General features: G+C 71.7%; 16 protein-coding genes and 3 pseudogenes. 10 read left to right on the forward strand and 9 right to left on the reverse strand.

Annotation, left to right across the window (positions count from 1 at the left end; all coding sequences use genetic code 11):
• A partial coding sequence (locus L7D48_RS03175) for a CHAT domain-containing protein (protein WP_237877161.1) occupies nt 1-1,812 on the forward strand: 1,812 nt, incomplete at its 5' end.
• A gap of 191 nt (nt 1,813-2,003) precedes the next feature.
• Here the strand turns inward: L7D48_RS03175 and L7D48_RS29520 are convergent.
• The 3 genes and pseudogenes from L7D48_RS29520 to L7D48_RS29370 all read right to left on the reverse strand — a co-directional run.
• Nucleotides 2,004-2,144: a hypothetical protein gene (locus L7D48_RS29520; RefSeq protein WP_374490836.1), complete on the reverse strand. Its 141-nt coding sequence runs from the start codon at nt 2,142-2,144 to the stop codon at nt 2,004-2,006.
• 300 nt (nt 2,145-2,444) lie between these two features.
• Nucleotides 2,445-2,672 (reverse strand): hypothetical protein, encoded by a 228-nt coding sequence (locus L7D48_RS29365; protein ID WP_308312210.1) that lies wholly within the window; start codon nt 2,670-2,672, stop codon nt 2,445-2,447.
• A gap of 34 nt (nt 2,673-2,706) precedes the next feature.
• Nucleotides 2,707-3,018: pseudogene (locus tag L7D48_RS29370) on the reverse strand (hypothetical protein); the annotation flags it as partial.
• Nucleotides 3,019-3,183: 165 nt separating this feature from the next.
• On the opposite strand from L7D48_RS29370, the gene L7D48_RS29375 reads away from it, so the two are divergent.
• From L7D48_RS29375 to L7D48_RS03200, 3 genes are all read left to right on the forward strand, one after another.
• Entirely contained in the window at nt 3,184-5,844 is a 2,661-nt protein-coding gene (locus tag L7D48_RS29375; RefSeq protein WP_237877162.1) for a M4 family metallopeptidase, read from the forward strand.
• 108 nt (nt 5,845-5,952) lie between these two features.
• Nucleotides 5,953-9,570, forward strand: coding sequence for a carboxypeptidase regulatory-like domain-containing protein (locus tag L7D48_RS03195; protein ID WP_237877164.1), 3,618 nt, complete (start codon nt 5,953-5,955; stop codon nt 9,568-9,570).
• 54 nt (nt 9,571-9,624) lie between these two features.
• Nucleotides 9,625-10,044, forward strand: a complete 420-nt coding sequence (locus L7D48_RS03200; protein WP_237877166.1) for a hypothetical protein — start codon at nt 9,625-9,627, stop codon at nt 10,042-10,044.
• Between the two features lie 152 nt (nt 10,045-10,196).
• Here L7D48_RS03200 and L7D48_RS03205 read toward each other — a convergent pair.
• The 3 genes and pseudogenes from L7D48_RS03205 to L7D48_RS03215 all read right to left on the reverse strand — a co-directional run.
• A pseudogene (locus tag L7D48_RS03205) lies at nt 10,197-10,298 on the reverse strand (oxidoreductase); the annotation flags it as partial.
• Nucleotides 10,264-10,656, reverse strand: coding sequence for a hypothetical protein (locus L7D48_RS03210; RefSeq protein ID WP_237877168.1), 393 nt, complete (start codon nt 10,654-10,656; stop codon nt 10,264-10,266). The gene L7D48_RS03210 and the pseudogene L7D48_RS03205, both read right to left, overlap by 35 nt.
• Before the next feature lie 371 nt (nt 10,657-11,027).
• Nucleotides 11,028-11,486 carry a helix-turn-helix domain-containing protein gene (locus L7D48_RS03215; RefSeq protein ID WP_237877170.1) on the reverse strand — a complete coding sequence of 153 codons (459 nt, stop codon included), beginning with the start codon at nt 11,484-11,486 and terminating at the stop codon, nt 11,028-11,030.
• Nucleotides 11,487-11,572: 86 nt separating this feature from the next.
• Between L7D48_RS03215 and L7D48_RS03220 the strand changes: the two genes are divergently transcribed.
• The 5 genes from L7D48_RS03220 (at nt 11,573) to L7D48_RS03240 (ending at nt 16,066) form a co-directional block, all read left to right on the forward strand.
• The gene (locus L7D48_RS03220; protein ID WP_237877172.1) at nt 11,573-12,832 is read left to right on the forward strand and encodes an MFS transporter; all 1,260 of its coding nucleotides are present in this window, start codon (nt 11,573-11,575) and stop codon (nt 12,830-12,832) included.
• A 651-nt stretch (nt 12,833-13,483) separates the two neighbouring features.
• Nucleotides 13,484-14,008: an RICIN domain-containing protein gene (locus tag L7D48_RS03225; RefSeq protein WP_237877174.1), complete on the forward strand. Its 525-nt coding sequence runs from the start codon at nt 13,484-13,486 to the stop codon at nt 14,006-14,008.
• 418 nt (nt 14,009-14,426) lie between these two features.
• A complete protein-coding gene (locus L7D48_RS03230; RefSeq protein ID WP_237877176.1) occupies nt 14,427-15,068 on the forward strand; it encodes a gamma carbonic anhydrase family protein in 642 nt (213 codons plus the stop codon).
• 42 nt (nt 15,069-15,110) lie between these two features.
• The gene (locus L7D48_RS03235; protein ID WP_237877178.1) at nt 15,111-15,380 is read left to right on the forward strand and encodes a hypothetical protein; all 270 of its coding nucleotides are present in this window, start codon (nt 15,111-15,113) and stop codon (nt 15,378-15,380) included.
• 47 nt (nt 15,381-15,427) lie between these two features.
• Complete coding sequence (locus L7D48_RS03240; RefSeq protein WP_237877179.1) at nt 15,428-16,066, forward strand: hypothetical protein; 639 nt, start codon at nt 15,428-15,430, stop codon at nt 16,064-16,066.
• Nucleotides 16,067-16,198: 132 nt separating this feature from the next.
• Here the strand turns inward: L7D48_RS03240 and L7D48_RS03245 are convergent.
• The 3 genes and pseudogenes from L7D48_RS03245 to L7D48_RS03255 all read right to left on the reverse strand — a co-directional run.
• Nucleotides 16,199-16,642, reverse strand: a pseudogene (locus tag L7D48_RS03245) (MFS transporter); the annotation flags it as partial.
• Nucleotides 16,643-16,771: 129 nt separating this feature from the next.
• Nucleotides 16,772-16,921, reverse strand: coding sequence for a hypothetical protein (locus tag L7D48_RS03250; protein ID WP_374490847.1), 150 nt, complete (start codon nt 16,919-16,921; stop codon nt 16,772-16,774).
• A gap of 740 nt (nt 16,922-17,661) precedes the next feature.
• Entirely contained in the window at nt 17,662-17,859 is a 198-nt protein-coding gene (locus tag L7D48_RS03255; RefSeq protein WP_237877182.1) for a hypothetical protein, read from the reverse strand.
• Between the two features lie 19 nt (nt 17,860-17,878).
• Here L7D48_RS03255 and L7D48_RS03260 point away from each other — a divergent pair, with 19 nt between their 5' ends.
• Nucleotides 17,879-19,993 (forward strand): RICIN domain-containing protein, encoded by a 2,115-nt coding sequence (locus L7D48_RS03260; protein ID WP_237877184.1) that lies wholly within the window; start codon nt 17,879-17,881, stop codon nt 19,991-19,993.
• Nucleotides 19,994-20,240: the final 247 nt, after the last annotated feature.

Genomic DNA, 20,240 nt, shown 5'->3' on the forward strand with positions numbered 1-20,240 from the left:
CCCGGAAGCCCCACCCGCGCACGGGCCACCGGCAACCTCTTCGATGCCTACCAGACCCGCCTGGACCGGCCCGAGCCCCTGCCCGACGAGCTCGAACGCCGCCTTCCCTCCCTCAGGAAGCTGCGCCGGGAGGTGAGCCGCACTCCGGGCATCGCCGTCCAGGTACGGCTGCGGACCGCCTACGAGAGCGGACGTTCGGCAGCCGACGCGCAGGGCCCGGCAGCCGGGTACCGCGATCTGGCCACCGCCGTCGAACTGTTGCCCAGGGCGCTGTGGGGGGCGCGTGAGCAGATGCTGGAGGTGCTCGCCGACCACCCCAGGCTGGCCTCGGAGGCGGCGGCGTGCGCCCTCGACGCAGGTGACACCACCCGCGCCGTGGAGCTCCTGGAGCACGGGCGCGCCAACCTGTGGATGCGGCACACGAAGACCCGGTCGCCCCGCGAGGAACTGCGGGAGAGGCAGCCCCGGCGAGCCCGGCGGATGGACCGGGCGCACGCCATGCTGGAGCCGCGGATTCACGTCCCCGCGGGTTCCGCGCGCTCGCGCGTCACCCCGCGGGACGTCCGGATGGAAGGGCTGGCCGGGGACAGCAACCCGGTCGTCCGCGTCTACCACCGGCTGAACGCCGGCCTGCGTGGCGGGGCGGCGACAGACGGCCCCCCGCTCAGCGGCTTCGAGCAGCAGTGGGAGAAGCTCTCCAGGGGGGCCGGGCTCGGCGGCGCCCCCGTCTTCACGAAACCGGACTACGGCACCCACCTCAAACCCGCTGCGGACGAGGGCCCCGTCGTCTACGTCAACGTCAGCCCGTGGCACTGCGACGCGCTGATCGCCCGCCGGGACCGCGACGAGCCCGTTCGTCTCCCGCTTCCCGGCCTGACTGCCGAGGACTGCCGTGACTGGGCCGAACGGTACGTGGTCGCGATGACCGAACTCACCGGCGCGGAACGGGAGGAGGTCGTCCGGGACGTACTGGACTGGCTCTGGCGCGCCGTCGCGGAACCCGTCCTGAATGCCCTGGAGCTGTCGTCCGGCAACTCACGCATGTGGTGGGTGCCCACCGGTCCCCTCACCACCCTTCCGCTGCATGCGGCGGCACCCCGGGGCGCGGGGGAGGGCACCTCTGTGCCCGATTTGGCCGTCTCCTCCTACGCGCCCACCATGCACCGCCTCGTCACCGCCCGGAAGGCCCGCGACAACCCGCGCGGCGCTCCCGCCCACCACCGCCGCCTCCTCCTCGTCACCCCGGACACCGAGCACCTTCCGGCCACCGCCCGCACCCACGCACGGCTGCGGAGCCTCCTCCCCCCGGACGGCCTCACCGTCCTCGCCGGCCCCGAGGCCTGCCACGGCCGGGTGGGAGCCGCACTCCAGGAACATGCCTGGGCCCACTTCGACTGCCACGCCGTTCAGGACCCGGACGACCCTCTCCAGAGCCACCTCTCGCTCCACGACCGCCCGCTGACCGTCTCCGATCTGGCGGATCTTCCCACGGCACAGGCCGAGTTCGGCTTCCTGGCCGCGTGCGCCACCGCCGCCGGCGGCGCCCTCGTCCTCGACGAGTGGATCAGTCTCACCGCCGCCTTGATGTACTCCGAGTTCCAGACCGTCATCGGTACCCTGTGGCCCGTCCCCGACGCACCCACCGCGCGTATCGCCCGGGACGTCTACGAGCGGCTGCTCACCAGCCCCGGCCGACCTCTGTTCGACCACACCGGCAGCGCCGCGGCCCTCCGCGACGCCCTCGTCGCGGAGCGCGCCCGCCGTCCCGACCATCCCAGCGCCTGGGCGTCCTTCGTGCACTACGGCGTCTGAGCCCCTTCGTCTCGCCGGTACATGAGCCTCCAAGCCGGTCCGCGGCGTCCTGCACGAGCACACACCGCCACCCGCACCTCCACCCCGGGTGCGGCGGCGTCCCCACGGATCGCCGATCCGGCTTCCCGGCAGGAGCAGCGATCCGAACGCGAGGATGTAGGCGCTGACCACCCACGGCAGGTGCTCCGCCGTCACGCCGAGTTCTGCTGGATGCTCGGCAGCGCGATGTTCACGATCGAGTCGTCGAGCACCAGCGTCAGCTGTGCGGTCGTGATGACCAGCAGCGGAATCGCCCCGGCCCGCCAAGCCCCCGCCCGGGCCGAGAGACTCACCGACGTGGGCACGGACGTCGTCGCGCAGGGCATCGGCGTCCCGGACGCTGCTGTTCGACAGCCGCTGGAAACCGTCCGCGGGCATGGTCCCGCACCCGCCACCGCAGATCCGCCCGACCGAACCGGCCCGCCGCCCGCGCGAACACCGACCCCAACTCGCTGGCCCGGCGTGCGGCTTCAGACAGGCCCTCCAAGCCAGGGCAATGACAAACACCAGCTCGGGGCACGAACCGTTGCTGGAGCATTGGAGCGTGTCCTACGGAGGGACGCGAGGCCGCGGCACGGTCTCGCGTCCCGGTGTCAGGGCTGCCGGGCGTCCGCCGGTCGCGGGGCGTGGCGCCGGGCCGGGGGTGCGGCGCGGTGCTTGTCCCGGCCCGGTCGCAGGCACTCGATCCGGTAGTCGCCGGTCTCCGCGTCGACCGTCACTCCGTGCGTCTCGCTGCGGAAGCCGGGGAAGCGGCGGTCGAAGGACTCCAGTGCGGTGAGGTAGCGCAGGAGTGGGCCGTCGGGGGGCGCCGACGCTCTCACCCGGCATCAGCACCGGGATGCCCGGTGGCGTGACCGTGACCATCGCCGCCGCGATCCGGTCGGCCGCCTCCGCGATGCGCACCTGCTCGGTGCCGCCCCTCACCAGCCGTTGGCAGCAGTGCTGCGGCGGGAACACCGGTTCCGGAGGCTGCTGGAAAGCGGCGTCCAGCAACTCCACCAGTCGTGCTGAGCGCAACTCGTCGTGCATCTGCCGGCACAACTCACGCAGGGTCAGTCTCCCGTACCGCGTCGGCTCGGCTTGTGCCGACCGGCTGCCCGACGTCCCGTCCGCCCCCGTAGCGCCGGGCTGCGAAATGTGAACCATGTGGTGGTCGCATGGGCTCATGTTGCCTTGATCGTAAATTCCTTTCACAGAAATGATCAGAACGTGTAGGTTGGCTCGCCGTCAGTAACCGTTGGTCCTCGCCGGGCTTGAGTGTTCTTCGAGGGGGCAAGGCGCTCGACGGGCAGGAGAGAGACGAGTGGGGACTCGTACGACAAGGAAGACACCGTGACCTTAAGACGGTTGCCGCTCTCCCTTCTCGGCCGGTGCGCCGCCACCGCCGCGTTCCCGGCGCTCCTCCTCGCCGCGGTCCTGTCCACGGCGGTGGTCTGGTTCTCCGACGCCGCGCCCGGTGCGTCGGCACGACTGGCCGTCCTGTTCCTCGACAGCCGGGCGGACGCCCCTCTCCTCGCCTTCGGCGCGGCCACCGGCGTTCCGGTCGAGTGGGACGTAGGCGCTGGAGCAGTCACCGGTGAGGCGTCCCTGCCGGTCCTGGTGGACCGCGTGCCCTGGCTCGCCCTGGCCTTCCTGGTGCCCGCACTGCCGGGTGTACTGCTGGCCCGCGCCGTGGTCCGGCAGTCCCGCCGGGTCGGTCTGCCCCGCCGGGTGCTGCTGCCCGCCGCGCTCGTCGGGTACGGCCTCCAACTGGCCGCGGCGGCCACCGTGTCGGCCGCACTCGCTCCTGAGAGCGGCCTGGTCGGCCTCCGCGTCGATGTGCCGTCCGCCGTGCTGCTCGGTACGGCTTGGGCGGCGGCCGCAGCCGTCCCCGCGCTCGGCCTCCGGTGGACCGGCGGACCGCTCCACCGGGCCGTGCCCACCCGCCGCGGCGCCGCCGTGATGTCCGGGGTGCTGCTCGCCGCGGTCCTCGCACCGTCGGCCGCGGCCCTTCCCGCGCGTGGTGCCGCGGCCCTTCCCGCGCGTGGTGCCGAGGCCCCCGCCGACGACAGCGCGGCGGCGGCCGGCGCCGACCCGGCAGCCGCCCGTGCGGTGGCGAGGCTGCGTGGTCCGGAGAACGGTAGGGCGGTCACCGCCTGGAACCCGAAGACCGGTACTCCGTCCTCCGTCCTGCTCGAGAGCCCCTTCCCCGGAGACGGCAGGGCATGGCTCCGCGCGCACCGCGCCCTGATATCCACCGGCGACGACCCCACGGCGTTCCTGCGCCCCGACAGGGAGCGGGGTGCCGCCTCCGCCAACCGCGCGGCCGGCCCGGGCGTCACGGAGACCAGCCTGTGGTACGAGCAGGTCGTCAACGGAGTTCCGGTCCACCAGGGCCGGGTGGGCATCCACCTCGACCCCTCGGGCACCGAGGTGTGGTCGGTCACGAACGGCTTCCGGCCCGGTCTGGAGGACGCTCCCACCGAGCCGGCCATCGACGCCGGCGCGGCGGTCGCCGAGGCCCGGCGGGCCCTGCCCGGCGGAAGGCTGGTCGAAGAGCCCCGCCTGTACCTCCGGCCGGGCGCCACCCCGGCCGACGACGGATCGCAGCTGGTCTGGCGGGTCTGGCTCATGGACGACGCCCACCAGGTGTCCAACGAGTACTTCGTGGACGCCCGCACCGGCCGCGGCATCCTCGACGTGGAGGACCGGCACCGGTACGGCCTCGACCGTCGCGTCTACGACTACGTCCACAGCGAGGACGAAACCCTGCCCGCCACGCCCTCCCGCACCGAGGGGACCCAGCTCTCCGGCGTGCGCGACGTCAACCAGGCGTACGACTACACGGGCGCCACGTACCGCTACTACAAGGACACCCTGGGCCGGGACAGCTACGACGGCGCCGGAGCCTCCCTGGTCAGCGGTGTCCGGTACGGCCACGAGTTCCGGAACGCCTACTGGGACGGCGAGAAGATGGTCTTCGGCGAGGGGATGGCGGTGCTCGACATCGCCGCCCACGAACTGACCCACGCGGTCACCGAACACACCGCGGGACTGGAGTACCGCGACCAGTCCGGTGCGCTGAACGAGAGCTACTCGGACATCTTCGGCGAGATGGTCGAGCGGTCCTGGCGCGGCAGCAACGACTGGCTCATGGGTGACGGGAGCCCGGTCGGCGTGATCCGCAGTATGAAGGACCCGGAGAAGTACGACCAGCCCGCGCACATGCGCGACTACGAGACGCCGTGCTACGACAACGGCGGGGTGCACATCAACAGCGGCATCCCCAACCACGCGTTCTACCGGGCCGACTACTCGCTGCTGAACGGCCAGGCCGACCGCATCTTCTACCTGGCTCTGACCGACTACCTCTTCGAGCGCTCGACCTTCGCCGACGCCCGCAACGCCACCGTCGCGGCGGCCTGGCGCCTGTACGGCAAGGAGTCGCAGGTGGGGGACCTCGTCGCGACCGCGTGGTCCGGGGTCGGCGTCGAATCCGACACACCCCCGTCGGACAGCAGCGAGAGCTGCACCTGCGTGTCCGGCACCCGGCTCCCCACGATCGACTACCCGGAGGACGGCCCGGACGAGGCGGACGTACGCGCAACCCTGTACCGGGCCCGCGACCTGCTGCCCGAGATCTCCCCCGCGGCCGCCTACTACGTCCAGCTCTACAACGAGGACAGCCCGCTGCTCAACCCCATCCTGGAGGAGAACGACGCGCTGGCCACCGAGTTCGGCGAGGTGATGCTGCGGCTCCAGCCGCTCATCGAGTACGCGAACGGAAACGGCCAGGGTGAGGCACCGCTCGTCACCCGGGGGGACATCGAAGCGGTCGACCACCTGCTCGACGGCATCTCCCGCGCCGACCTCGCCCGCGAGGACGGCGGCGCACTGGCCGAGTCCATCGAGGTCCGCTGGCGGGCCCCCGAGTACGAGACCACCGCGGGGCTCCCCGCCGACCAGGCCCTCGACCTGCTGAACCAGCAGGTCGAGCAGATTCCCGGCTGGTAGCCGCACCACGGCACCCGGCTGCTTCCCACCCGCGAGCGCGCCGCCGCCGAACGCCTTCCCGGCTTCGGCGGCGGTGCGTCGCGCCCATCCGTCCGGCAAGGAGGTCCCGTGCCAGGTCCCCACCCCGCCCGACGCCGCAGAGGGCGGGTCCCGCCGAAACCCGCAAGCCTGCTCTCCCTGGTGCTCGCCCTGTTCGTGGCAGTGCTCCCCACCACTCCCGTGCTCGCCGCCGTGCCCGCCGCGGCACCGGCGGCACCGAGCACCGGCAAGATCGACCCCGCGCTGCTCAACGAACTCGGCACGGGCCCCACCGACTTCTACGTACTGCTGACCGAGACGGCCGACCTGTCCCGCCTCGGCACAATCGACGACCACGGGAAGCGCACCGCCCGCGGCCGCGCGGAACTCGTGCGCACCGCCGAACGGAGCCAGCACGGCCTGCTGGCCCTGCTGGAGGAGTCCCGCACCCCGCACACCAGCTACTGGATCGTCAACGCCGTGCACGTCGAGCGCGGCGACGCACGGCTCGCCCGGCGGATCGCCGAGCTGCCCTCGGTACGGGAGATCCGGCAGGTGCCCGACATCCACCTGACCGGCGAGGCCGCCGTCGGCACCGCGCAGGACGCACAGGTCGCGGCCGACGAGACCGCCTGGGGCGTCACCGACATCGGTGCCCCCCGAGCCTGGGAGGACACCGGGGCCCGCGGCCAGGGCGTGGTCGTCGCCACCATCGACACCGGCGTCAACTTCGAGCACGAGGCGCTGGCCGGCAGCTACCGCGGCAACCGCGGTGACGGCACCTACGACCACGACTACAACTGGTACGACCCGGCGCGGAAATGCGGCCGCCCCTCGCTCAAACCCTGCGACAACAACGGGCACGGCACCCACACCACCGGCACGATCGTCGGCGGCGGACCGCACCGGATCGGGGTCGCTCCGGACGCCACCTGGATCGCCGCCAAGGGCTGCGAGAACAGGACCTGCACCACCGAATCGCTGCTCGCCTCCGGCCAGTGGGTCATCGCCCCCACCAACCTCGCCGGCGAGAAGCCCCGCCCCGAGCTGGCCCCCAACATCGTGAACAACTCCTGGGGCCTGTCGAGCCACGACCCCTTCTACGAGGAGATCGTGCGGCGCTGGACGGAGGTCGGCATCTTCCCCGTCTTCGCCGCGGGCAACTCCGGCCCCTCCTGCGACACCATGGGCTCACCCGCCGACTACCCCACCACCTACGCGGTCGCCGCCTACGACGCCGACCACGCCATCGGCGACTTCTCCAGCCGGGGCTCGACCGACACGGTCCCGCGGCCCGACATCTCCGCACCCGGGGTGGACATCCTGTCCGCCTCGCACGACGGCGGCTACGTGCGCCACAAGGGCACCTCGATGGCCGCACCGCACGTGGCGGGCGCGGTCGCGGTCCTGTGGTCCCACTCCCCGCAGCTCTTCGGCGATCCCGAGGCGACCCGGAAGGTGCTGGACGCCTCGGCGACCGACGTGGACGACACCGGTTGCGGCGGCGACGCGGACGCCAACAGCGTCTGGGGGGAGGGACGGCTGAACGTCCCCGCGGCCCTGGCCGCCGCACCCGACGACCCCGTGGGCACGCTGAGCCTGGCCGTCACCCGGGGCGACGACGGCACTCCGGTCAGCGGCGCTCGGGTGACCGCGACCGCCTCGTCCGGGCGCACGCGCCTCACCGTCACCGGCAGCGACGGCCGGGCCGGGCTCGTGCTGCCGGTCGGGGAGTACCAGGTGGGCTCCAGCGCCTTCGCCCTGCAGGAACGCACCCGCACGGTCACCGTCACCGAGAACGCCACCACCGAGACGGACCTTCCGCTGCTCCCCATGCCCACCCACGCCGTGAGCGGGAGAGTGCTGGACGCGGGCGGCGCACCGGTCGTCGGCAGTGCCGTGCGCCTGCACGACACCCCGCTGGCCGCCACCACCAGCGACGAACAGGGCCGCTTCCGTATCGAGGGCGTGCCCACCGGCACCTACCGGATCAGCGGCGGTGAGGCCGGCTGCACCCTGGGCGGCACCGGCGAGGTCGCCGTGACCGACCGGGACACCTCCATCGACCTCCACCAGCCCGCACGGATCGACCCGTTCGGCCAGTCCTGCTACGGCACCGCTCCCGACCCGGTCACCACTACCCGAGCGCTGGCGATCACCGGTGACGACGCCTTCGGACAGACCGACCTGCCGTTCCGCTTCCCCTTCTACCAGGAGACCTACGACGCCGCCTGGGTCGGCACCAACGGCTTCCTCAGCTTTACCGCAGGCAGCACCATGCCGATAAACTCCCCCCTCCCGCACGGTGGCCGGCCGAACGCGGCCGTGATGCCGTTCTGGGACGACCTGGTGATCGACGGATCGGCCGAGATCCGCACCGGCACCGACGGCACCGCCCCCGACCGGCGCTTCGCCGTCGAGTGGCGGAACGCTCTGATCTACGGCACCCAGGAGCGCGTCACCGTCCAGGCGGTGCTGCACGAGCGTGGTTCGGTCGTCTTCGAGTACGTCGGCCTGGGCGACACCGACACGGCACGCGGCGGCTCCGCGACCGCAGGCATGGAGAACGCCGACGGAACAGTCGCGGTGCCCCTCAACGCCAACCGCCCGTGGCTCCGCCCGGGCACCGCTTACCGCGCGGACGTGCCGGCCGTGCTGCGCGGCCGCGTCACCGACCTGGACACCGGTGAACCGATCGCCGGTGTCACCGTGCGGGCCGAGCGGGCGGAAGGGGCCGAGCCACGCACCACCACCGGCTCCGACGGCCGCTACACACTGCCGCTGCCCTACGGCGAACACCGGATCGTGGCCACGGCGGACGGGTACGCCCCCGTCGACGGCGGGACGTCGCTGACCGTCCGGGCGCCGGAGGGAACGCTCGACCTGGTGCTCGACCGCAACTCGGTGACCGGCACCGTCGTCGACCACCGGGGCGAGCCGGTCGCCGACGCCGAGGTCACCACCACGGGCGTCGCCGAGCGCGCCGTCCGCACCGGCCCGGACGGCGGCTACCGCATCCCGGCGCTGCCGGCGGGCGATCTCTCGGTCACCGTGCGGGCGGACGGCTGCCGGGAGACCGGCAGCCGCACGATCACCGTGGACAACGACGAACGGCTCGACTTCGGACTGGAGCAACGCGTCGACGGCGGCGGGTACCGGTGCGCCACAGCCGACGGCGCACCCCTGCCCGTGGACACCCGGATACAACTGTCCGGCGACGAAGAAGGCGTCGAGATCGACCTGCCGTTCGCCTTCCCCTTCTACGACGGCACCGAGACGAAGGCCACGCTCTCGACGAACGGCGCCCTCTCCTTCGACGGCTGGGTGGCCCACTGGGCGAACTCCCCCCTCCCCGGCACCACCAAGCCGGACGGCGGCATCTACCCCTTCTGGGACGACCTGGAACTCGACGCGGAGAGCTCGGTGTGGACGGGAACGGCCGGCGCGGGAGAGGACCGGCGCTTCGTGGTGGAGTGGCGCAACGCCGGCTTCTTCGCCGGCAGCGCGCGCATCACCTTCCAGGCGGTCCTCGGCCAGGACGGCACCATCACGTTCCACTACCGCGACCTGGGGGAAAGCGACGACTCACGCGGCGAATACGCTTCGATCGGCATCGAGGCGCCGGACGGCCGGACCGGATTCGGCTGGTCCTACGGCAGGAAGGTGATCACGGAGAACCTCACCGTCACGTTCCGGCGAACCGCATGACCCGTCGTTGACCCGTCAGTAAGCTGTGTACGACCGGCCGATGGGGAGGGAAACGTGAAGACAGGCTCATGGCGGATCCTCGCCCTCCCCGTCTCGGTCCTGGCACTCGCCGGGTGCGGCCTCGACCCGCTCGGCTCGTCCGACGGGGTGAGCCTCACCGTCAGCGGCGGTATCGCCGGGGTCCAGCGCGGCATCGACGTCGCCTCCGACGGCGAGGTCCGCATCACCGGCCGCAGGGGCACCCGCTCGGCCCGGGCACTGTCCGACGCCGAGCGGGGCACCCTCGACTCCCTCCTGGACGAGGTGGACTTCGACGAGCTCCCCGACCGTGTCGTCTCCGACAGGGCCCGGGACCGCTTCGAGTACCGGCTGGAGCACGGCGGGCACACCCTGGTCACCGACAAGAGCGAGGACCTCGGTGCGGCCGACGATTTGATCGAACACCTCCAGGACTGTCTGAACGACCGCCTCTGAGAACCGGCTCGTGTCCCGCCCCGCCCGGACCCGGTCGGCGGGCTGGTCCGGTACTCACCGGCGCTGCCGGGCCGCACGGTGGACGCTGCCGAAGAAGCTCGGTCAACGGCACACCAGGACCAACGGCCGGCCGATCCGAACACAACCGCCTGGCGGCCGGTCCCGTCCCACTCGGCGAACTCCTCGTCGGAGAGCGGGAGCCCTGCGCCGGCGGTGGTCTCACGCAGGTGCGCCACAGACGAGGTGCCGGAGGCCGGCGAGATCGACGGCCACGGCCACACCGTGCACGGGTTCTGCCAGGGGCGCCGTGACGACGGTGTCCGGTGCCCCACCGGTTTCGCCGATCACCATCGCCCAGGTCCGGTTCGCCAGCGGTACCCGCCACACCTGGCCGCGTGCCAGGGCCTGCGGCTGCACGGTCACGCGACGTCCTCGCCGAAGGTGTCGGCGAGTTCCTCGGCGTGGCGCGCCGGCCTGGCGCAGCTGCCGCTCCCGCAGGGCACGCTCGATGTAGGCGGACAGGTCGCCGCCGGAAGCGGCCTTCGCGGCTGCCGTGAGGTCCGCGGGCAGCGAGATGGTTGCGCGCTCCTTTGCCGTCATACGCAGCGTCATACGCCGCGTATGAGGGGATGGGAGGCCGAGAGCAGCCAGGGCCACAGCGAAATGCACGCCGCCCATCGGCGGGACGAAGCACCCCGTCCCCGAGCTGACCGACCCCTGCCGTCCGTCCGGCGGGCGTACATACCCGAGCACGACTACCCGGCCGCCGGGAAAGTCCGGTGCAGCGGTCGACCGGTCAGGGCGTATCCGGGGGAGGTGTGCCGGCCGGTGACAGAATCCGCTTTGCCGGTCCGGTGGTTGAGGTCGGGCCGGGCGCTCGGACGGTGGCCGCGCCGCTGCGGCCGGCTCTTCTGAGACCGCCGTCTCCCGGGCGGGTGTGTGGAGGGTGTGGTGTCCGCGAGGTCTGGAGGAGCCGGGGGCTTCTACCGGGTCTTCCGCACGTGGGTGGTGTCGGCGTCGAGGGGGGTGCCGTCGGTGGTGACCGGTGTGAACTCCGGTACCGGGGCGCCGTGCCGGTCGACGAGGGTGGAGTGGGTCTCGCCGGGGGCGAAGGCGTGGCGTTCTCCCCACTGGCGCAGAGTGAGGATGACGGGGAAGAGGGCGCGGCCGGCATCGGTGAGTACGTACTCCTGGCGGCGGCCCGACGGTGCGGTGCGCTGGGCGAGCAGTCCGTGAGCGGTGAGCTTGCGGAGGCGGTCGGCGAGGATGTTGCGGGCGATGCCGGTGCGTCGCTGGAACTCGGTGAACGATCGTGCTCCGTCCATCGCGTCGCGGATGACGAGAAGGCTCCACCGGTCGCCGACGAGATCGAGCGTGCGGGCGACGGGGCAGTCGGGGTCGGTCCAGCCGGTGTCCGGGGCACGACCGGTGCTGCGTGACATGCCACCTCCCATAGGTTGCGGTTTGAAACCAGCATGCCGTACCGTCAAATCAGTTTCATTTTGCTACTGATTCGGTTTGGGGCGCGATGAACGCATGGCGACGGTTGCTGCTCGCGCTGGTGTGCGGTGTCGCTGTGGCGAGCATCTATGCCGCACAACCGATCCTGGAGCCGATGGGACGCGACCTCGGTTTGCCGGAAGGACTCACCGGGTGGATCGTCGCGACCGGACAGTTCGGCTACCTGGCAGGACTGGTGCTGCTGGTGCCGCTCGGCGACGTGGCCGACAGGCGCAGACTCATCGCCGTGCACCTGGCGATCACCGCAGGGGGGATGCTCATGACAGCCTCGGCGTCAGCCGCGTGGGCGGCCTTCGCCGGGCTCGCGGCGGCCGGGGTGTTCGCGGTCGTGGTGCAGACCACGGTGGCCTACGCCGCGTCGCTCTCGGAGCCCGCCGAACGCGGACGGAACATCGGTGTCGTGACCTCGGGCGTCGTGGTCGGCATCCTGGGCGCGCGGGTCGTCACCGGCGCGCTCGCCGACGTGTGGGGCTGGCGGAGCGTCTACGCCGTGCTCGCGGCCCTGTCACTCGGGTTGGCGGCCCTCGTCCTCGCAGCACTGCCGCCGGAGGGGCGCCCCGGCCCGCCCACGGAGTACCGGCAGGTCGTCGCCTCGCTCGGCGGACTGTTCGGGCAGCGCCTCTTCCTGACACGCGGGCTCATCGCGTTCTTCCTGTTCGCGTCTTTCGGAACCCTGTGGAGCGGACTGTCCCTGCCGCTGGTGCACACACCGTGGCAACTGAGCGAGAGTCAGGTCGGACTGTTCGGCATCGCCGGACTGGCCGGCGCGCTCGGCGCGGCACGTGCCGGGCGGTGGGCGGACGCAGGACGGACGGTCCCGGTCACCGGTCTCGCGCTCGCCCTGCTGGTCCTCTCGTGGGCGGCGATCGCGCAGCTGCCGTGGTCGCTGTGGCTCCTCATCGCCGGCATCGTGTTCCTCGACTTCGCGGTCCAGGCCGTACACGTGAGCAACCAGCACCTGCTCACCACCGCGCACCCGGACCGCGTCAGCAGCGTCATCGGGGGCTACATGGTCTTCTACTCACTCGGCTCCGCTCTCGGTGCGGCCGCGACCACCGCCGTCTTCGCCGTCGGCAGCTGGACCGGATCCAGTCTCCTCGGGGCCGGATTCGCGGCCTGCGCGCTGGCCGTCTGGGCGACCGACAGGCGATCGCACCACGGCAACGCGAACCTCCGGTCCGACACCGCGGACGCGCGTCACCCCCGGACGGAGACGCAAGGAGCCGACCAGACCGGACAGTTGACGAACGACTCCGGAGTGCCCTGATCACCCCCTCGCCGCCGTCGAGGCCACTGCCTGCCAGGCGCCCTGGACGACCGGGAACCGGCACACCCCGACCGGCGATCCGCTCCGCGAAGGCACCTGTCTCACCGGGCTTGAGGGGCGGCCCCGCAGAGCCGCCCCTCAAGCCCCGGCCACCAGGGGGACGGCGGCCTTCCCGCTCGTCGCATCCGCACCCAAGGCCGCAGTGCCGAAGTGAGGTTCAGTACCTGCACGCCCACCTGCCCTGCGTCCTCACCCCGCCCGCCGCCCCGGCACAAGGTAAAGCGGACGGTGACGAGGTGGCCTCCAACTCGTCGTGCCTCTCGGCGTGGTGGGCCTGATCACCGTGGTAGGGCAACCACTCGGCAGGCGCTGAGAACCCGGGTGCCGGGGTGGTCGATGGGCTTGGAAGCCGGTTTTCACCCGACCGGCGGGATTGGTCGCCCCGGACGCGCGCCTCCGTGTGCGGAGAGTGGCACGAATGTGCTCCCCGCGCGGTCCTCCGCGCTCTGACCGGGGCCGCGATGGCGGAGGCAGGCTGGTCACCGCGGGGGCTGCACCAGGCAGCCGCCGATGTCGATCAGGGAAGGGACGGAGAAGATTTTGCTGCTCCGAGGGCGTCTTCGGAATCTGCTGACCGCTGCGGTGGCCGCCATGGCCACCACGGGGCTGTCGGTATCACCGGCCCACGCCGCACCCCCGGTGGGCCAGGATGTGATCATCAGCAACTACGCCAGCAACTGGTATCTGTCCACCGACCACCAGACCGTGGCCGAGAACCAGCGCGTCCAGATCTGGGACCGTGACCCGATGGCCAACAACGGCGCCGGCAGCATCTGGCGCCTCACCCCCCGCACGGACGGAAGCTACAGCATCTCCCCGAGCGAGCCGTACGGCCGCACCCCGCAGTTCTGCCTGTCCAACGAGAAGGCCCCGGGCAGCAGCGGTGAGGGGGCCGTGTGGGTCAGGCGCTGTGCCGGCGCGGACTCGCGGCAGTCCTGGTGGGTCAACGAGACCAGCAGCCGCTCCTACATCCACACCATCACCCCCGCGAATGACCCCGACTACGCGCTGGGCCCCCACCGCGGGCTGGCCGCGGCCGACGTCCACGTCAACGTCACCCGCCGACAGGGCGGCACCCCCGCGACCGTCCAGATGTGGAAGATCAACCCTGCCTGAGGCCCAGCCGCTCAAGGCCTCTGCCGCGCCACGGTTCCGTGTCTCCGCGGGCACGGAGACACGGAACCACGCGGGAAGGGGACCCGCTCCGGCGGCCGGTGGCAGCATCACACGCCCGGCCTGTCCCAGGCGGGGACGAGACCACTCTGGCCGGCAACGAACGGGGTGCCGTCCTCACCCCGGGCGCTGACGGGATGGTCGAGGGGAAGGTGTTGCCCGGCGCTCGTGTGCTCGTACTTGTACACAGCTCGGTACGGATGCACGGTGGGGATCATCGACTGACCCCTGTGGGGCTCCAGTGCCGTATCAGCCAACGTTCGTCCTGTAGTGCCTCGGACCGCGGATGGCACATGTCTCGGCGAACGCGGCGTCTGAAATCCGCCAGCATGCTCGCGGTCGGTCGGGTGAGGATCCGCTCATGACCGCTGAAGCGCAGGGAATCCGTATCCGGCACCGCGGGCATGAACCGAAGGTCCATCCCACCGCCTACGTCGCCCCGACGGCCACGCTCGTCGGTGATGTCCGCGTGGGGCCGAGGGCGCGGGTGATGTACGGTGCGGTGCTCGATGCCGAGGGGTCTCGGATCGAGGTCGGGGAGGCGTCGGTGATCTGCGAGAACGCGGTGTTGCGCGGGTCTGCGGTCGCCGGCGATCAGCCGGTGCTTGTCGCCGATCACGTCTTCGTGGGGCCGCATGCCACGCTGCTGGGCTGTGAGGCCGGCAGGTGCGCCTATGTGGCGACCGCGGCGACGGTCCTGCAGTGCGCACGCTTGGGGGCCGGCTCGGTTGTCGCTGTCGGCGCGCTCGTCCATGCGCGCACCGTTCTGCCGGACGAGTACTTCGTGCCGCCGCACACCGTGGCGCTTGACGCGCCGGTGCGGCTGCTGGCGCCTGGCGATCCGGGCCTGGCCGAGGCCGTCAGGCGGGTGGGCTTCGCGCAGGTGGCGTTCGGCGTCGACGCGGAGTGGACCGACCGGATCAGCCGGTACGAGCACATCGCGGAGGTGCGCGTCGCCGAGTTCGGCACGCACGCGGATGATGAGGCTCTGAATCTCGGCTAGTGCCGTGCCAAGCAACATTCGCCCTGCCTGCACGGTCAGGGCATGGATGCCGGCGGCCGGCCAACCCTTGACGAGATCGAAGAGCGCTTCGTTGAGCTTGTCACGGGCCGGCTGTCCCGGGACGAGGCCGATCGCTGGGCGGCGAGGCGGGTGATGGAGGGCGGGATCGTCTGGGACGACCTCTCCTGGTGGGCGCTGGACCGCCTCTACGGAATCGATCTCCCTGCGGGCGAGAGCGGCGGCTGCCTGCACGACGACGAGCGGGTACGGGCATGGCTCGCCGGGCTGAGGGAACGTCGGGCGGGATGGTGAACGTCCTCCATGAGGATGCCCGCCGCACCGGGAAGAGGATGGGAACCGTGACGGATTCCTGGACCGCGGTCCACGTCAGCCACCATCAGTTCTGTCTCCTCGACGCCGGTCTCTCCGACACCGACTTCGGAGAGGAGGGGGCCGATTACTCCAACGGCCTGATCGTGGTCATGTCCCGTGGCGCGAAGATCCACACCGGGATCTACGCCGGAAACGTCCGTGTCCAGGCACGTCCCCTGCCCGGCCCGCCCGAGCAGCTCGATTCGGGCCCCTGGGAGGAGATCGTCGAGGCCGGCGTGTACTCGGCCACCGGACGACTGGCTGTGGAGATCCTCTTTCCCGACACCTACCCGGACACCTACCTCCAGCTCCCCGAGCTCGCCGAGGCCGGGCCGGGCTGGTACCGGCTGCGAGCCCACGCCCGCGGCCGCGACGCCGCCCCCGACGCCGTGCGGGAGGATCCGGTCGAGGACTACCTGTTGCTGTGCTGGCCGGCCGAGCAGACTCCCACCCGCATGATCCGCACCACCGACCGCTGCGGCCGGCAACTGCGCAACTCCGCCGCCCGTCACCCTGTCCGCCCCCGCACAGGCCCCGTCCCGGACATGCCGGACGCCGAGCAGGCCTATCAGCAGATACTGAGCGACAACCTCCGACGGCGTGGCGCCCACCGGCCATCCCGATGATCTGACAGGCCAATGGGCCCGTCCTCGCAGGGTCTTCGACGCGGCTACGCCGCCGCCCACTCCAGCCCGAGGTCGGCCTGCGTCTGTGTCCAGGAGCAGTGTCTGTGATCAGGGGCGGGTGGTCTGGCCCGGGCCGCGCTGCTCTTCGGGGAGGGTGGAGGTTATGACGGCCAGCGTGATCGGCATGATCATTGCGGCGCCGATGCCGCTGACCACGCGCGTGGTGATCATCACCTCCGTTGTCGGGGCCAGGGCGGCGACCGCGGTGGCGATGCCGAAGACTGCCGGCCTGGCAACGAGCATGGGCTTGCGGCCCAGGCGGTCACCCAGGGAGCCGAGCGGCAGCAGCAGCGCGGCCAGGGCAGGGGTGTAGATGTTGATGATCCACAGGACTGTGCTCTGGGAAGCGTCGAATTCCACGGCCATGTGGGTCTGCGCGACGTTCAGCCCGGTCACCGAGGCGATGACCGCCATCAGGGCGATCGAGACGGTGATCAGGACCGAGCGCAGTTGACGCGGATCAGGGGCACCCCCACCGTCGGTCGGCGTGCCCTGTACGGGCTGGTTCGTGCTCATGGATTCCTCTCGAATCGGGCATGCCGAGTCAGCGCCGGAGCAGGGCCGGTCGCCGGCTGAAGGAGGGTGAGCGGGGCCCGGGCCCCCGCACGCATCGAGGGCGTGCGGCGGCCGGTGCCGCGTCGGATGTCAGAGGGCGGGAGTTTCGTCCTGGGCTGCGGCGAGGGCCGTGCCGGTGTCCGCGGTGGCCAACAGGCTGTTGATGTGGGCGCCGGCCAGGGCACCGGCCGCTGCGGAAGCGCCGACCTGGGCGGTGAGGTCGGTGGCGTTGCCGGCCACCGCAGACGCGGAAGCCGCCGCGGTGGCCGGCCACCGGCGTTCGACCGTACCGCCCACCGGACTGCAACAGGGGCGAGCGGCGCATCAGCCGCCTCGAGCGATGGCACGGCCTGGCCATGCGCACCGACAAACTCGCCCTGCACCACCTGGCCGGACTCCACCTCGCAGCCGTCCTCATCCGGTCACAGCGGTGACCGCGGAGCTGGAGGCGCTGGACCGCCTCCGTTCGTGGAGGACTACCCCGGGGGTGTCGCCGACACCGAGGCCCGGCTGCGGAACAGGGATACGCGACCTCGCCACGACGCTGACCGCGCACCCGTTCTGGGCGCCCTTCAGCGGCCCGGAGCGAGTCGCGGCCCGGCTGCGTGCCTGCCGGGCGTGCTGCCGCTGTCCCGCGCCCTCCATGCGGACGCACGCCGCCGTCGGGCTTGCACGCGCCGCTACCGGGACGAACCCGGTCGTCCTACTGTTTTCCCGCAAGCGCGGGGCGGTTCTTCGCCGATCACCGTACGAGGCGGCGGACGCGCTCCTCACCCGACAGGGCTTTGCCTGCTGCAGAGCCGACGGACAGGCGCCGGAACTCGATCGCCTGCCCGGAACGTCCCTCGGCTCACCACCTGAACGAGGCAGCAGGCCTGCAGGTGACCCTTTCGTTCATCTGGCAACTCCTTCCCCCCACCCCTGGCTTTGGGAGGTTTCCGCATGCGCGGATCCTTGAAGCGACACCGATGGCCCGGCCGCTACCGGTGGCTGACGGCTGCGGCCGTCACCGGACTCATGACGAGCGGTGTCATACCAGCCACCGCCACTGCGTCCACATCGGGGCGGACCACTGCCGCCGCGTCCACATCGGAGCGGGCCGCCGCCGCGACGGCGGGCACGCCCGTCACGGCCACCACGGCCGACGGGTCGGTGGCGGTCTTCGTCCGACACCCCAACGGGTCTCTCCACCGGCGGGTGCGCGATGCCGACACGGGCGAGTGGCGCAACTGGGTCAACACCGGCGGAAAGGCCGTCGGCAACCCGGCAGTGGCCCACAACCTGAACGGGCGGCTGGAGGTCTTCGTCCGACGCGCGGACAACCGCCTCTGGCGGCAGAGGCAGTCCGCCGGAGGCGGCTGGGGCACATGGCAGGACATGGGGACGCCCCCGAACACCACCGTGGCCGGGCGCCCGGTCGTGGTCGCGAACAACAACACCTTCTCCCACCCGAACCCCGACAGCCAGGGCCGGGTGCGGGGCAACACCGACGGCCGACTCGAACTCTTCGTCCGCGGCGGTGACGGCGGCCTGTGGCACCGGGCCCAGTCGGCCCCCAACGGCACCGGCTGGAGTCCGTGGGAGCGGCTCGGCGCCAACCGCGTCGGCAACCCCACCGCCGTGGTAACCGCCGACGGACGCATCGCACTGTTCTCCCGGACGGCCAACGGCCACCTGTGGCATCGCGCCCAGAAACATCCGGGCACCCAGCAGACACCGCTGCCCGCGGACAACTGGTCGAAGTGGCAGGACCTGGGCGACGGGTACACCGGCGACATCGCCGTGGGCACCAACCAGACCACGTCCGGGACGCTGCTGCAGGTGTTCGGCAACCGGAGCGACGGACGGCTCTGGACCCTCACTCAGAGCGCACCCGGCACGTCGAGCAGCCCCAACGGCACCTGGGACACCGCGCACATGCTGAACCTCGGCCCGGCCCTGGCGGGCCCGCCCGTGGTGGCCGCCAACAGCGACGGCCGACTCACCCTGTTCGGCGTGAACGCCAACCACCTGGCCGCCTACCGCAGCCAGACCGAATCCGCCGAGCCCGGCACCAACCCGAACGGCATCTGGGAGGGCGGCTGGGCCACCCTGGGCCGGCGGCAGCTCCAGTCGGTGACCGCCCGGTTGAGCTCCCGGGGCGGTTTCGAGGTCTTCGGCGCCGGCAACGGCTCCACCACCCTCTACCAGCGCGGCCAGCTCGCGGCCGGCACTCCGTCCTCACCGCGTGGCGTCTGGGTGAGGTGGGCCGATCTCGCGCCCATCGGCTCCGGCCGCTGTGCGGGCCCCGGCACCCTGCACTGCCTCAACCTCACCAACATCGGCCTCGGCCTCGCCGCGGACCTCGAGGACCCGGCGGAGGCCCACCCCTACATCGTGCGGTCCGCCGTCGACCCGGCGAACCCTCCCCGGCAGCGGTGGTCGCTCCATGCCGTCCCCGACTCCAACGGCGCAAAGTTCACCATCGTGCACAACAACGGCAAGTGCATCGACGAGAAGAGCGAGTTCCTCGGCCCCTGGCACCTGCAACTCCTGGACTGCGTGACGGGCAAAACGGCCCAGCAGTGGACCCTCGAACCCGTGACGCCGAACACCACCAGCGACCCCACCGCCTACCGGATCCGCCAGGTCAGCAACCCCGACGTGTGTCTCACCGCCCTCAAGGACGACTACTACGATCCCGGCGGCGCTTTCCACGACTCCCGGCAGTTGGAGCGGATCAGCTGCGAGACCACCAACCCGAACTTCCACAACACCTGGCGGCTGGGCCGCGGCACGGCCACCGCACCGGGCGTGCTGGACTTCGCGCTCAACCACGCCGCCGAACAGTGCGCCGCCGACAGCAAGAACAACTCCTGCACGTTCGTCGACGTCACCACTCCTTCCGCCTACCAGGCGAACGGCGGTTGCGTGGTCGGCAGCGTCCTGTACAACGGCAGCACCCGGCCGGCCGACTACACGGCCGGCTGGGCTCGTACGAGCGGCTCGGAGTGGGCCGTCGCCGGAACCCTGGCGTTCAACTTCTCCGATTTCTTCAGCACTCAGTTCACCACCAGCCATGCCTGGGTCGAGCAGGACACCTTCACCGAGTCGGTCAAGGTCACCGTCCCGCGCCAGCGGTTCGGCTGGGTCGAGTACGCTCCGGTCGTACGCCAGGCCATCGGGCACTGGAAGATCACTCTGGGCGGCCGGAGCTGGACCGTCCCCGGCCGCAGCCTCTCGGTGGCCAAGAACGGCACCAACGGCGTCAACGACCTCCGTGTCGCCAGGACCGCGAGCGTGCCGCCCATCAAGCCCCAGTGCACCCGATGATCCCCTGACACCCTCCGCCTCCAGGGGGCACTCCCCGGCGGACGTCTCCCGGAGCGGAGCGGTGGGCTCCGCCATCGCGGCGAGGTCCCCGGCCGGTACATCTGCGCCCCGTCCCGTTCCGCCCGGCTTCCGGACGGGACGGGGCGGTGCGCTACCGGAGGGCGAAGCAGCCGGGCATGCTGCCGGCGCGGACCTCATCAGCGGTGCCCCGCTCCGTGGTGTGTGAGCGGAACACGCTGACGGAGTC

The sequence above is a fragment of the Streptomyces sp. ICN903 genome, from assembly GCF_022015835.1.
Classification (GTDB): domain Bacteria; phylum Actinomycetota; class Actinomycetes; order Streptomycetales; family Streptomycetaceae; genus Streptomyces; species Streptomyces fenghuangensis.

What these genes read in the sequence shown, in the direction of transcription:
- L7D48_RS03230 (WP_237877176.1), top strand. Translation starts at nt 14,427, where the DNA reads ATGACCGCTGAAGCGCAGGGAATCCGTATCCGGCACCGCGGGCATGAA.
- L7D48_RS03215 (WP_237877170.1), bottom strand. Translation starts at nt 11,486, where the DNA reads ATGTCACGCAGCACCGGTCGTGCCCCGGACACCGGCTGGACCGACCCC.
- L7D48_RS03210 (WP_237877168.1), bottom strand. Translation starts at nt 10,656, where the DNA reads ATGACGCTGCGTATGACGGCAAAGGAGCGCGCAACCATCTCGCTGCCC.
- L7D48_RS03225 (WP_237877174.1), top strand. Translation starts at nt 13,484, where the DNA reads ATGGCCACCACGGGGCTGTCGGTATCACCGGCCCACGCCGCACCCCCG.
- L7D48_RS03220 (WP_237877172.1), top strand. Translation starts at nt 11,573, where the DNA reads ATGAACGCATGGCGACGGTTGCTGCTCGCGCTGGTGTGCGGTGTCGCT.
- L7D48_RS03235 (WP_237877178.1), top strand. Translation starts at nt 15,111, where the DNA reads ATGGATGCCGGCGGCCGGCCAACCCTTGACGAGATCGAAGAGCGCTTC.